The 12,567-nt window shown below is 59.3% G+C and carries 12 protein-coding genes and 1 pseudogene; 6 read left to right on the plus strand and 7 right to left on the minus strand.

What is annotated here, in order from left to right:
* Window positions 1-62: 62 nt before the first annotated feature.
* The 4 genes from EFR00_RS24515 to EFR00_RS24530 all read left to right on the plus strand — a co-directional run bounded on the left by EFR00_RS24515 (window position 63) and on the right by EFR00_RS24530 (window position 4,272).
* The gene (locus EFR00_RS24515) at window positions 63-1,307 is read left to right on the plus strand and encodes a cytochrome P450 (RefSeq protein WP_342635101.1); all 1,245 of its coding nucleotides are present in this window, start codon (window positions 63-65) and stop codon (window positions 1,305-1,307) included.
* Window positions 1,308-1,332: 25 nt separating this feature from the next.
* Window positions 1,333-1,653: a 2Fe-2S iron-sulfur cluster-binding protein gene (locus EFR00_RS24520; RefSeq protein WP_040112091.1), complete on the plus strand. Its 321-nt coding sequence runs from the start codon at window positions 1,333-1,335 to the stop codon at window positions 1,651-1,653.
* A gap of 3 nt (window positions 1,654-1,656) precedes the next feature.
* The gene (locus tag EFR00_RS24525) at window positions 1,657-2,805 is read left to right on the plus strand and encodes an NAD(P)/FAD-dependent oxidoreductase (RefSeq protein ID WP_077989808.1); all 1,149 of its coding nucleotides are present in this window, start codon (window positions 1,657-1,659) and stop codon (window positions 2,803-2,805) included.
* Between the two features lie 267 nt (window positions 2,806-3,072).
* Window positions 3,073-4,272: an MFS transporter gene (locus tag EFR00_RS24530; RefSeq protein WP_077989807.1), complete on the plus strand. Its 1,200-nt coding sequence runs from the start codon at window positions 3,073-3,075 to the stop codon at window positions 4,270-4,272.
* Between the two features lie 122 nt (window positions 4,273-4,394).
* Here EFR00_RS24530 and EFR00_RS24535 read toward each other — a convergent pair whose 3' ends face one another.
* The 7 genes and pseudogenes from EFR00_RS24535 to EFR00_RS24565 form a co-directional block, all read right to left on the minus strand.
* On the minus strand, window positions 4,395-6,287 hold the full coding sequence (locus tag EFR00_RS24535; RefSeq protein WP_077989806.1) for a PhoX family protein: 1,893 nt from the start codon (window positions 6,285-6,287) through the stop codon (window positions 4,395-4,397).
* Between the two features lie 260 nt (window positions 6,288-6,547).
* Entirely contained in the window at window positions 6,548-7,051 is a 504-nt protein-coding gene (locus EFR00_RS24540; protein ID WP_009986969.1) for an arsenate reductase/protein-tyrosine-phosphatase family protein, read from the minus strand.
* 206 nt (window positions 7,052-7,257) lie between these two features.
* Window positions 7,258-8,415: a glutathionylspermidine synthase family protein gene (locus EFR00_RS24545; protein ID WP_077989805.1), complete on the minus strand. Its 1,158-nt coding sequence runs from the start codon at window positions 8,413-8,415 to the stop codon at window positions 7,258-7,260.
* A 1-nt stretch (window position 8,416) separates the two neighbouring features.
* A complete protein-coding gene (locus EFR00_RS24550) occupies window positions 8,417-9,010 on the minus strand; it encodes a DUF1190 domain-containing protein (protein ID WP_040112102.1) in 594 nt (197 codons plus the stop codon).
* Between the two features lie 11 nt (window positions 9,011-9,021).
* Entirely contained in the window at window positions 9,022-9,423 is a 402-nt protein-coding gene (locus EFR00_RS24555) for a DUF350 domain-containing protein (protein ID WP_009994737.1), read from the minus strand.
* Between the two features lie 34 nt (window positions 9,424-9,457).
* Entirely contained in the window at window positions 9,458-10,117 is a 660-nt protein-coding gene (locus EFR00_RS24560; RefSeq protein WP_009994739.1) for a YjfK family protein, read from the minus strand.
* Window positions 10,114-11,168, minus strand: a pseudogene (locus tag EFR00_RS24565) (ion channel). Before EFR00_RS24565 ends, EFR00_RS24560 begins: the two are co-directional and overlap by 4 nt.
* A gap of 101 nt (window positions 11,169-11,269) precedes the next feature.
* Here EFR00_RS24565 and EFR00_RS24570 point away from each other — a divergent pair.
* Window positions 11,270-11,716, plus strand: coding sequence for a YjfI family protein (locus tag EFR00_RS24570; RefSeq protein WP_010059709.1), 447 nt, complete (start codon window positions 11,270-11,272; stop codon window positions 11,714-11,716).
* Window positions 11,713-12,450, plus strand: coding sequence for a PspA/IM30 family protein (locus EFR00_RS24575; RefSeq protein ID WP_077989804.1), 738 nt, complete (start codon window positions 11,713-11,715; stop codon window positions 12,448-12,450). The genes EFR00_RS24570 and EFR00_RS24575 overlap by 4 nt, the downstream gene beginning before the upstream one ends.
* Window positions 12,451-12,567 lie beyond the last annotated feature (117 nt).

The following is a 12,567-nucleotide window of genomic DNA, read 5'->3' on the forward strand; positions in this document are numbered from 1 at the left end:
GAATTTTTCGATGACCTTTATCGTATCCATCCAATTGGCAGAATGGAAGCCGCCGCCTAACCTTGCTCGACATCAAAATTGCTTGGGAGGGCAAGATGGGAGGAGAAGCAATGCTTACCGAAGAGACAGCCGCGACCCCGCCGGTCATTTCCGACGTCACCTTCGCTGAACTTCTGGCCGATCCCTACCCCACATTCAAACGCGCCCGCGATATGGCTGCCGTGGTCCGTATCGAGGCGGCGAACATGCTCGTTGCCACCCGCTATGAGGACATCATGGCGATGGAGCGCGATCCGGAGCTTTTCTCTTCCGAAAATCCGCAGTCGCTGGTCAACAAGGTCATGGGCCACACCATGATGCGCAAGGACGGCGAGGCCCACGCCCGCGAGCGCAAGGCGGTGGAGCCGGCACTGCGCCCCGGCGCGATGAAATCCTGCTGGGGTCCGAGGTTTGAAACCATCTTCGACGAGATCGTGTCCAGTTTTGAAAAACACGGCGAGGCAGATCTTTTCGATGCGCTGGCCGCGCCGATGGCCGGGCGTGCACTCGCCGAGGTGCTGGGCTTTCTCGACGTTGACTGGCAGACAATGGCGTTCTGGTCGCAGTCGCTGATCGACGGCGCAGGCAACTACTCCGGCGATCCGGAGATCAGTCACAAGGCTGTAGAAGCAGCAAAAGGTGTCGAGGAGGCCATCAACCGCGCCCTGCCGTATCACCGTCAAAATCCGAACACATCGGTACTCTCTTCGATGATCCACGCGGAAGATCCGCATACGATCGAGCAGATCTATGCCAATATCAAGGTGGCAGTCGGCGGCGGGCTAAATGAGCCGCGCGACTCCATCCTCACCATGGTGCTTGGCCTGCTCGAAAACCCCGAGCAGTTGGCAAGGGTCAAGGCCGACCCGAACCTTTGGCCGACGGCCTTCGAGGAGTCCGTCCGCTGGATTTCGCCGATCGGCATGTATCCTCGACGGGTTACGCGGGATGTCGTTGTCTCGGGTGTCAGATTGCGCGAGGGCGATCAGGTGGGACTATGCGTCAGCGCTGCCAATCGCGACGACAGTCGCTTTGTTGATCCAGATCGTTTCGACGTCTTTCGCGAGAAGAAGTCCCACCTCGCCTTTGGAGCGGGGGCGCATTTCTGCGCCGGCACTTGGGTCGCCCGCCATATGGTCGGTCGCCTCGTCGTGCCGCGTCTTTTTGAGCGATTGCAGAATTTGCGCCTTGAGAACACCGCGGCAGCTCGAATTCACGGTTGGGTCTTTCGCGGCCCGCTTAGCTTGCCGGTGGTCTGGGACGCGTAAAACCGAAAACATCGGAGGAGAAAAAATGGCGGAGATCACGTTCATACTTCCTGACGGAGGGCACAAAGCCTGCCCAGCCAGCGAGGGCCTCAGTCTCATGGAACTAGCTCTGCAGAACTCGGTGCCGGGCATCGTTGCAGAATGCAATGGCGCGGCCGCTTGCGGCACGTGCCACGTGATCATGGATGATGCCCTGATCGATGTCCTCGATCCAATCAGCGATCATGAGAACGACATGCTTGACTTCACCAATGCGCCGCGGGAGCCGGGCAGCCGGCTGAGTTGCCAGATCCGCGTTGACGGGCGCCTGAATGGCGCGGTCGTCCGTGTCGCATCGGAGATGTAAACCATGGCGGAGCAGGTAGTGATTGTCGGTGCTGGGCAAGCGGGTTTCGCCGCCGCCGCGAAGCTGCGTCAGCTTGGGTTCAACGGTTCGATCACGATGTTCGGCAACGAGGGTGTCATGCCCTATCAGCGGCCACCGCTCAGCAAGGCCTATCTGCTTGGAAAGCTCGAAGCGGACCGACTGTCGTTTCGCAATGCCGGCTTCTTCACGGACCAGAACATCAAGATCCTCAACAACGAACCGGTTGTCAAAATCGATCGCGGCAACCGCCAGGCCGTCACCGCCAACGACCGCTTCCCCTATGACAAGCTCATTCTGGCGACCGGCGCCGATCCGATCCGGCTGCCGGCCCCAATGTGCGCGGCCGTCACCAACATCTTCTATTTGCGCAACAAGGCGGATGCCGATCGGCTTGGCGCGATCATGAAGCCGGACGCCCGGCTGCTGGTGGTCGGCGGCGGTTATATCGGCCTTGAAGTGGCTGCTGCCGCGCGACAGGTCGGAACCGAGGTCATGCTGGTGGAAATGTCCCCTCGCATCCTGAACCGGGTCGCCGCCGAACCCACGGCGGATTATTTCAGAACGCTTCACATCTCGAAGGGCGTCGATATTCGCGAGGGCGTCGGCCTTCGTGACTTGAAGCCGGAAGGCGCAGCGATCAAAGCTGTTCTTGACGACGGATCCTCAGTCATAGTTGACGCGGTTGTCGCCGGTATCGGCGTGCGTCCGAACACGGAACTTGCCGAAGCAGCAGGCCTAACGACTGACGACGGCATCGTCGTCGACAAATTCGGCTGTACAACCGATCCAAACATTTGGGCTGCCGGAGACTGCGCCTCGTTTATTCACAACGGCGAAATGATCCGTCTCGAATCCGTGCCGCACGCAATCGATCAGGCAGAGCACGTCGCACGCAACATTCTCGGTGAAGCAACGCCCTATTGCCCGCGCCCCTGGTTCTGGTCGGATCAATACCAGACGAAACTGCAGATCGCGGGTTTTAACCGCGGTTATGAGCGCGCGGAAACCCTGGCGAGTGCCAACGAATGCGGCCTTAAGGTTTCCTACTTCAAGGAAAATCTGCTGATTGCTGTTGACTGCATCAACGATGCGCGCGGCTTCATGATGGCAAAGCGTGAACTTGGTCTTTGATACAATCCAAACAGCGGTGCTCCAACCCCTTTTCAGGCGCGGCGTCAAAGAAGAGTCCATCAAGCGGAACGACGTTGACGGCGTGTAGATGTGCCGTTAACTCTACCATCCATGGAAACGATGACGATTGTCGTAGCGGTGATATCGCGCATGGGCAGGAGGGAATAGCCCTCCGGAAACCGCCGCCCATGCGCCGAAACAGGTCCCTGACGGGGCCTTTTTTTATGCCCCGTCGCACCTATCATCTTCAACACGGCGGAACCGAACATGACCGGCGGAATCGACTCAAGTAAGCAGCCAAAACTTGCCGTTTTGATTTTCCTGGCAGCCTTGTCGGTGCTTCCGTTGAATATGTTCATACCGTCACTTCCACACATCGCCGATGCTTTGAATTCCAATTATGCCGTGGTGAATTTGGCGATTGCCGGCTATGCGCTGATGAGCGGGCTGACACACGTCGTTGCCGGTGTGCTATCTGACAGATTTGGCCGTAAGCCAGTGGCACTGGTGGCGCTCTGCGTCTCTTGCGGCGCTTCGCTGATCTGCAGTTTTGCGCCGAATGTTGGGATATTTCTTGTGTTCCGCACCCTGCAGGGGGTGGTGATCGCGTGTTATGCGGTTTCGATGGCCTCAATACGCGACACCTCAGATGAGCGGGAAGCGACGAGCAGAATCGCCTTCGTCTCATCCGCTTGGGCTCTCGCACCGATGCTCGGACCAGCTATCGGAGGTACGCTGGACACTTTGCTCGGGTGGAGAGCGAATTTCACAGCTTTTGCTATTCTCGGCTTGAGCGGCGTCGTCCTTGTGCTGCGCGGTTTTAAGGAGACGAAAGCCTCGGACCTCGCCGCCACCTTTCGGCTGAGCACTTATCTGGCGCCGATGGGTTCGCGCATTTTCTGGAGTTACGCAATCTGCATGGTGTTCTCCATGAGTACCCTCTACATCTTTCTGAGCGGCGCACCCCTGGCCGCAAAGAGCTTCGGTGTGGGATCTTCGATCGCGGTCGGAGCCTTGATGGGACTTGTCCCAGCGGCGTTCATACTCGGAAGCATGTTTGCGGGTCGATTCGGAAAGAAGTACGCGCCACCAGTACTGATGGCCGTCGGCCGCCTCCTGACCTTATTCGGTCTTTCCGCCGGCATCCTACTCTTCTTTTTTGACGTTCATCATGTCGCCGCGTTCTTCTTGCCCTGTGCATTCGTTGGGCTGGGGAATGGTATTACAATGCCCGCTGCCAATGCAGGCGTCCTATCGTTGCGTTCGGAACTGTCGGCGACAGCCCTGGGGCTCGCCAACGCGACGACCGTTGCAGGCGGCGCGGCGATTGTTTCGATCTCAGGCATGTTCATAACTGCCGCGGACGCTCAATGGACCACCATTGCTTTGATGATTGCGACAACCTTCATATCGCTTGTGGCGGCACTGATCGTCCGCTCCCAGGCGGCGGCGAAGGTGGCCTATTAGCTGTGTCGATGAAGCAAGAAAAGCGCCAAGCCATCAGATCAACGAGCCGTAGCTCACGGCGATGTTCGAGACAGAGCTAAGGGGCGCTGAACCAGCGCCCCCAGCTATTGTCGAGAAGGCGGCTATCCGACAAGCGCGTTGTCGGCACGCTTGATCGCTAGGATGGTCGAGCGTGGCAATTTGCCTTCGCCATCCGGGAAGGGCGCGTCGGGGTGCTGAATGCCGACGAACATCGTCCGCTTGTCCGCAGACCAGGTCATGCCGGTGACTTCGGACCCCTTCGGGCCTGTGAGGAAACGTTCGATGCGGCCGGTTGCCGGGTCACCGGCGAGCATCTGGTTGTTACCCTGGCCGAGGAAGTCGCCTTCGTTGGTGTCTTCGCCGTCCGTCTGGATCCACAAGAGACCGGTCGAGTCGAACATCATGCCATCAGGCGAGTTGAACATGTTGCCGGAATTGATGTTGGACGAGCCGGCATAGGCATCCTTGTGAACGTCGGGATTGCCGGCCATGACGAACAGGTCCCATTTGAACTTGCCGCCGGCATGGTCCTCACTTTCCGGATACCAGCGCACAATCTGGCCGTAGGCGTTTTTCTCGCGCGGGTTGGCGCCGCCGACCGGCATTTCGTCGCCGCCGGCATTCTTCTTCACGCCACGATTGGTGTTGTTGGTGAGCGCACAATAGGCCTCGATGGCGACCGGGTTGACGGCGACCCACTCCGGGCGGTCCATGGTCGTGGCTCCGACCTTGGAGGCGGCCTGCCGGGTGAAGACGCAGATCTCGTCCATCTTCATGCCGGTCGTTTCCGGCGTCAGCGCCAACCACTCGCCATTGCCGTCATCGACGAACTTGGCGACGTAGAGCGTGCCATCGTCAAGCAGTTTGGAGGTGTCGCCGCCTGGCACGTAGATGCCGTCGGAAACGAATTTGTAAAGGAACTCGCCACGTTCGTCGTCTCCCATGTAGACGACCACCCGACCATTGCGGGCAATCACTGCGGCGGCGTTCTCATGCTTGATGCGGCCGAGCGCAGTACGCTTGATCGGGGTGGACGTAGCATCGGACGGGTCTATTTCCACGACATAGCCGGCGCGGCGCGGCTCGTTCGGGTTTTTCGATACGTCGAAACGGGGATCGAAAACCTCGTAGCCATACCGGGTTTCGGCGGCAATGCCGTAGCGCTTGAAGTCGTCGGGCATGGCAAAGTTCGGATCGGACGAGCCGAAATATCCGTTGAAGTTTTCCTCGCAGGTGAGATAGGTGCCCCAAGGCGTCTTGCCGGCGCCGCAATTGTTGAAGGTCCCAAGACAGTCGGTGCCGTTCGGATCGGCGGCGGTCTTGACAAGGTCGGAACCAGCGGCCGGACCGGACATCTTCATCGGCGTCAGATGCGTAATACGGCGGTTGAACGGGCTGTCGAGCACGATTTCCCAACCGTTTTCGCCTTCGGCGACTTCCATGACGGTGACGCCCTGAAGGTTCTGCAGGATCTTCACGTCGTCCGCGCTCTTCGGCATGCCCTTTTCGTTGTGCGGAAGATTGATTTCGTTGTTCACATATTCATGGTTGACGGCGATGACCTGACGGCCGCCGATCACGAACAGTTCCATGCCGTCGGTGTTTTCACCGAAGACCTTATCCGAATTTTCGAGGCTGACGCCGTTGGCAGGATCGACATCCGGAACGTTGGAAAACAGCGGCTGGCCCCACTTTGCGAGCGGCTTCCAGGCATAGCCTTCCGGGACATGGACGGTGTTGTCGGTGAAGATGGGAATCGGCTTGAACGCGAAGCGCGAAGCAGCGTCCTGCGCCTGGGCCGAGGTGGAGGACATCAGACTGCCGAGCGTCCCCATCGCGGCGGCAGCCGAACCGACAGCCAAGATGCCACCGAGGAAGCCACGGCGCGAAACAGCCGATTCGACGACACGATCGAAATCGGTTTCGGCCGGCGGGGGATTTTGCAATTCATCCCATTCGTCCCAGGACAATTTGCTGGTGTCGATATTAGCCATGGCGCTTCTCCTTTGTGGCTTCTTGGAACGATTCCAACAGCGGCTTTATCTCCGTAAGATCACATCCGGATGATGAGCGAATAGCTGTTGGCATGAGGGATGAATCCGTTTCGAAGGGTCATTTTGGAAACTGGCCAACTCCAACACCCTTTCCGCCTCCGACGCGCAAGCGGGAGCATGACTGCGGTGGAAGCGAGTACCTGCTCGCCCATCAGTCAGCAACGACGCTCGATGCATCGACCGAAAGCGGCTCTTTCTGACTAAGTCCTCTCCGCATCACCAATGCCTTTGATCTGGTGCTGCAGGCTCATGCGGTCCAACGACGCAAACGGCAGATTGATAAAGATGTTCAGGCGGCGCTCCAGCCCAGCCAGCACCTGCATCAAGGCCTGATTGCGTTGCCAACCCTCATTTTCGACGAGGATCGGGTCCTGACAGCGCCAATGCGAAGTGATCGGCAGGCCCGGCCATTCCGGAGGCGCTTCGCCGGCGGCAGTAGCGCTGAGAGTGAAGACAAAATCCAGGTCGGCGGCGCCAGCATCCGCAAAGGCCCCGAAATGCCGAGGCTTTATATCTTCGATCGGGTAGTCTGCGTTCCGAAGCAGCTGCAGAACGGTAGGCTCTATCACCGGCGCCGGATCGACGGCAGCGCTGAATGCTCTGAACCGTCCTTTGCCAATCTTGTTCAAGATTGCTTCAGCCATCACGCTACGTGCGGAATTGCGGCGCGATAGAAAGAGCACGCGATAGATTCCGTCGTGCATCAATCCCCCCTCGGATCGCGTTATCGGAAATCGATCGAGCTATGCCAAGGTTGGGTGACAGTTTTATGAAATGAAGTGACTTGTGACATGCCAGGCCACGATGGATCAGAAAGAGCACTTCGAAATGCTGCCTGTGCGACCGATGCGCATAGACGACATCCCCGCTCCGGACCTATGGAAGGGAACTGCGGCCTCAGCCGATCGACTTACCCGACTATGACGTGCGGCACGAAACGCGATAGATTTGCGGTTATGCGCGAGCGGTCCTCGCGGACAGCAAGGCCGCAGGCGCGGTCGCCGGCAATCCAGCTGCCGAGCACGGCAAAGCCGTTATCGGTTTCGAAAAGCGGTGCATAGGCCTGAACGATGAAGCCTTCCTCGCCATAGTCGCCGGGCGCGGAAACCAATTCCCGCCCGTCTCGAAAGATCGTCACGTTTTCGCCTTCTCGCGACAACAGCGGTTTGCGCACGTAGTCGGCCAGGGTCGAGGCCGCCGGGTCATCGGTGAAATAGCTGGGCAGCAGGTTGGGGTGATTGGGGTAGCGCTTCCAGAGCAGCGGCAGAAGCCCTTTGTTGGAAAGCACGGCCTTCCAGGCGGGCTCGACGAAAACATCGCCAGAGCGCGCCAGCTCGCGAGCGAAGGGCTCGCGCAGCATGAACTCCCATGGATACAGCTTGAAGCAGCGGTCTATCACCCGATCCTTGAGGTCGGTGTAGCGGCCCTGCGCATCAATGCCGATCTCCCGAATATCCAAAAGCTCGACGCGATGGCCCGCCTGGACCGCACAATCCATGAGATAGACCGTCGTGCCTCGATCCTCCTCATTGTCGGTTATCGCCGCGAAGTGGAAGATCGACTCCTTGGGAAATTGGTCGAATGCCTCGACGAGGCTTTCCTGCAGAAAATTATACTGGTCCGCATCCTTGGGCAAAACACCCAAAGCAATCTGATCGGTCAGCCAGTTGAACTGGAAATAAGCGGTCTCGAACACCGAGGTGGGGGTATCGGCGTTGTATTCAAGTAGCTTGGCCGGGCCAATGCCATCATAGGCAAGGTCGAAACGGCCGTAGAGGTGCCGGTCGCGGCGCTGCCACGACCGCTGCACCACATCGCGCAGGTCTTCCGGAATGGCCAGCCTGTCGAGCGACTCTTCGCTGCTGACGATCTCGCCGACCAGATCCATGCACATATCATGGAGTTCCTGGCTGGGCTCCTCGATCTGCATCTCGATCTCATCGAGCGTGAACGTATAGGCGGCATCATCGAGCCAGTAGGGCTCGCCATACATGACATGAAATCCGAAGCCGACGGCGCGCGCCTTGTCACGCCAGTCAGGACGCGCCGGGAGGGTGATGCGCTTCATGTCAACCGCCGAAACTGAAAGACGACCGGCCGCCGAAGCCTTGTCGGGCAACGGTGCGGGTATTGACATTGACCGGCTTGACGCTCTGGCGCGAGGGCACAGTCACGCTATCACCGCCTGAGCGAACGGTGGTTGTGACCGTCTGTCCCGAGCGGTTGCGATAAATCGGCGTCGAACCGTAATAGGAACCGCTCTGCTCCTGGCGCCGGCGATAATCGTAATAATCGCCGATGTTGTTTAGCGCCGAAGACATCATGTAGCCTGCCAGGAAAGGCACGAAGAAGCTGCCGCCTCCGCCGCTATTGTTCGGGACAGTGCCGGCCGGCTGTTCGGTGCACTGGCCGGTACCGTATTCGGCCTCGCAGGCGGCCATGCCGTTGAAACGTGGCGCGACGGCGAGATGGGCGCGCATCGCATCCTGATAGCCGGCCTGGCAGACCTGCCGATCCATTCCTGCAGCCACGCATTGGTCGACGGAGGTGAACATTACCTCCGAAGGAGTCTGATCGCCGCAACCGGACAAAGCCAGGGTCGAGGCAGCGATAGTGCCAAGGGCCAGGAAAGGTCGCCTGTGCCCGCTCATGCGTCTGCGCATCTTTCCCTCCCTCAATAGGTCATGCAGGCGGCGTTGAGAATACCGACGACGAGCGCGATGCCGCCGCCCCATATGCCGGCGGCGATATCGTCGGCGGTGATCTTTTCATGCAGGTCCTTCATGGTGAAATTGGCAATATAGAAAGCGAGGATCTGCGCCAAAATGCCTATTACCGCCCAGATGATATAGTCGACGATGCTGACCGAATTGGCTGCGGCCGAAGCCAGAGGCAGGCTGAAACCGACAAGGGCGCCCAAGAAGGCCGTGACGGCCGCAAGATTGCCCGCGCGAATGAGCTGCACCTCCTTTTGCGGGGTCAACCAGGTGTAGATCACCGCAAAAACTCCGTATGCGGCAAGACCGACGGCGAAATAACCAAGGAAGGCAGGCAAGCCCGCCACGTAGTCGAGCATCAAAAAAATCCTCCGTTGAAAATTGCTAGGCCCATCAGACGCGGCGAACGTCGGCCGGAGCCAGTCCGTAACCGATCAGAAATTCCACCGAGCTGCCCGCCTGGCTCTGCCCGAGATCCAGATCGCGCTCGACATTGATCAGAAGCATTTCGCGCGTCGACCCCAGCGGGCGGTAATACAGCATGCAGGTCTGATGGATGGAGCGCTGCGCTTCACCATCATTGACCCTTTCGACAAATTCCACCAACTGCGCCCGCTCCGGACCGTCGCCCCAGAATCGGTTAAAGAGGATTCCATCGGCATCATAGGATGGCTGACCGATCAGGCCGCTCGACCCGGTCCAGCGGCTCCATTCGCTCTGGCCGGCGGGCACCACGCTGTCCCAAGGCTGATAAAAGCTGATGTCGTCGATTGCTTCACCCAGCTTGCCCGACGCCGACATCACCTGAATCATCCGGTTCTCTTCATCGTAGTAGCGCGACAGAACCGTCGCTGCATCGAGCGAAACCTCACCGTAGCCGGCAATGATGAATGGCCCGCTTCGGGGCAGAGGCATCGCCGGCTCGCCGCCCAGAGCATCGGCTTCAAGGGAGAGGAAATCAATTTCAAGCGCCCCACCGATGGCCACGCTCAACGGGCCGAGCTCTTCGGGTAAGGGCTTCTCATTCTTGTCTCCGCCGAACCAGCCGATCATGTCACGTCTCCCATTCGAGCCCAAGCGATGGCAGCGGGATCTAGCCGTATTCCGCTGATGTAGTAAAGGGTCTCGCCGCCCTGCATCAGCGTCTCGTCCCGGCAATTCAGGTCGGTCACGCCGTGGCTCAGCATGCCCACGAGCGTCACATTATGCCGACGCTTGAGGCTCAAAAACACGTCGCCATAGGACAGCGGCGTATGCAAGGGCGGCACCGCCAGAGAAAAGGCAGTGTCGGTGGAGGCTGCCGACAACAGCCGTGCGGCGATTTCCGAAGAGCCCGGATCACGTGCCGCACGCGACAGAAGCTCCTCGGCGAGCGAACCCACCGCCTCGACGCGCGGCCGACGCTGCTTGACCATTTGCGCTGTGCGGTCATCGGCGAAATAGGCCACGATATGGGCATTGGGCGCATGATCTTCGGCGATAAGAACCGCGGCCAGCGTTTCATCGTCATTTGCTCCGCGTGCGATGATCGCACGCGCCTGGGCCACTCCGGCCCGCAGCAAAGCGTCGGCATCGGCAAGCCGTTCCGTGCGGATATAATCGGCATAATTGCTGGCGGGATTTTCCGGCAGGTCCTTGGCGACCAGCACCGTCATCGGTTCGTTGGCGTGCCGCTCGGAATGCAGCAGCCGCAGGGTTTGGTATGTCTGCCCCTCTTGCCAGCCCAAAACGATGATGTGGCCGGCCCGTTCGCTGTAATCACCCAATCCGCGCATGCGATTCCTCCAGATCGTACCGATAGCTGTCAACAACTTGCCAAGAACAGCGGTAAAGATGGCAATACCACCAGGAAGGACGACCATAATGGTAATGATCCGGCCGAATCCTGATTTTGGAGAAAGATCGCCATAGCCGACAGTCGTTGCGGTCACCATATAGTAGTAAAGAAAGTCGACCGGGTTGCCGACGAGATCGCCTTCGCGGCCAGTAAAAACAGAAGGTAGGAAGCAACCAGATGGGCAACGAGGATAACCAGAAGGGCTGACCACGCCAATTCGCTGAGCGACAGATATACACGCCGCAATAATGAAGCGATAAATGGCAAGCGATTCCCCCCGTTGCTTCGGTAGCCTAGCAAAATTTATTTCGCGCGCCAGACCTTTAAGTTGTAAACCGACTACCCAGATATTTTCGACGCTCTAACCGATGGAGGACTTTTTGGAGACCTGGAACCTTACCACCTTAACGCGCCTGTTCGCGGCCGATCCGGATGCGCTGGGCGATGTTGATGTAGCCGTACCCGAACATGGTGACGTCATCTGCGTAACGCTCAAGGAAAGAGGCGATCTCGACGTCTTCGTCGCAGTGAGCGGAGAGCGCGATATTCTTGTCAGCGTTGTCCTGGTGCCGTGCAAGGACGTGCCCAAGCGGGAAGCCTTCGAACGGATGGTTCTCAAGACCCACAAATTCGTGCCGCTGTCGAGCTTCGGCATCACTACGATCGACGGTGAGGAATGGTACGAATTGTTCGGTTCGCTGTCGGCGCGCTCGTCGGCCGAGACCGTCGTCGAGGAAGTCGCCATTCTGGCTGCCAATGCAGTCGATGCGGCACACATGATTGAAGAATGGAAAAGCGGGGAGATTGCAGCGTGAGCACCTGGGGAAAGATTTTTACCGCCATTCGTGGCGGCATCAACGAGGCGGCCGAAGCCGCCGCCGACAGCCAGTCGATGCGCATTCTTGACCAAGAAATCCGCGACGCCGAACAGTCGCTGCGCAGGGCGCGATCCGATCTGGCCGGCATCATGGCATCGAACAAGAGCGTCATGCGCCGGCTTGAGGAAAACCGCGCAAAGGAAACCAAGGATACCGACAGCGCCCGCGCTGCGATCTCGGCGGGCCGCACCGATCTCGCCCAGGGGCTCGCTCAGCGCATTGCCAACAGCCGCGCCGAAATGCAGCGAGACCAGGAAGAGCTCGACCGGCTGCTGCCCCGCCAGCAGCAGATGCTGCGCACCATCCAGGAAACCGAATCGCGCATTGCTCAGATGAAGCGTGAGGTGGAGAACGTCAAAGCCAACGAGTCGCTGCTGCGTGCTCAGTCGGCGATCTCCCATAGCCAGTCGGGCATCAACACCCGCCTTGGCAGCGCCGTCCAAAGTCTCGAACGCATCAAGAAACGCCAGGAAATCACCGCCGGCCGTATCGAAGCCGGGGCTGAACTGGCCGCGCTGGAAAACGGCAGCGATCTCGACCGCCAGCTGCGCGAGGCCGGCATCGGCAGTTCGAGCCAGTCGGCCGACGACGTCCTTGCACAGCTGATGGCGCCGACACGCTCGGCCGAGCCAGTCTTGCTTCCCGCCCCTGCCGGCAACAAGGACCGATAATTCCCGGAGCGGCCGCCCGTCGTCAGAGTGATCTTGAAGACGGAGCGGCCGCACGTGGAGCTTCGGCGTTGCAGCGCCCGAGCAAGTCGGAGAATGATACGGCTCCTGCCGTTGATC

The organism is Rhizobium sophoriradicis, from assembly GCF_003939025.1.
In the GTDB taxonomy this organism is placed as follows: Bacteria; Pseudomonadota; Alphaproteobacteria; order Rhizobiales; family Rhizobiaceae; genus Rhizobium; species Rhizobium sophoriradicis.

What these genes read in the sequence shown, in the direction of transcription:
- EFR00_RS24540 (WP_009986969.1), bottom strand. Translation starts at nt 7,051, where the DNA reads ATGCACGACGGAATCTATCGCGTGCTCTTTCTATCGCGCCGCAATTCC.
- EFR00_RS24525 (WP_077989808.1), top strand. Translation starts at nt 1,657, where the DNA reads ATGGCGGAGCAGGTAGTGATTGTCGGTGCTGGGCAAGCGGGTTTCGCC.
- EFR00_RS24530 (WP_077989807.1), top strand. Translation starts at nt 3,073, where the DNA reads ATGACCGGCGGAATCGACTCAAGTAAGCAGCCAAAACTTGCCGTTTTG.
- EFR00_RS24570 (WP_010059709.1), top strand. Translation starts at nt 11,270, where the DNA reads ATGGAGGACTTTTTGGAGACCTGGAACCTTACCACCTTAACGCGCCTG.
- EFR00_RS24520 (WP_040112091.1), top strand. Translation starts at nt 1,333, where the DNA reads ATGGCGGAGATCACGTTCATACTTCCTGACGGAGGGCACAAAGCCTGC.
- EFR00_RS24555 (WP_009994737.1), bottom strand. Translation starts at nt 9,423, where the DNA reads ATGCTCGACTACGTGGCGGGCTTGCCTGCCTTCCTTGGTTATTTCGCC.
- EFR00_RS24550 (WP_040112102.1), bottom strand. Translation starts at nt 9,010, where the DNA reads ATGCGCAGACGCATGAGCGGGCACAGGCGACCTTTCCTGGCCCTTGGC.
- EFR00_RS24560 (WP_009994739.1), bottom strand. Translation starts at nt 10,117, where the DNA reads ATGATCGGCTGGTTCGGCGGAGACAAGAATGAGAAGCCCTTACCCGAA.
- EFR00_RS24545 (WP_077989805.1), bottom strand. Translation starts at nt 8,415, where the DNA reads ATGAAGCGCATCACCCTCCCGGCGCGTCCTGACTGGCGTGACAAGGCG.
- EFR00_RS24535 (WP_077989806.1), bottom strand. Translation starts at nt 6,287, where the DNA reads ATGGCTAATATCGACACCAGCAAATTGTCCTGGGACGAATGGGATGAA.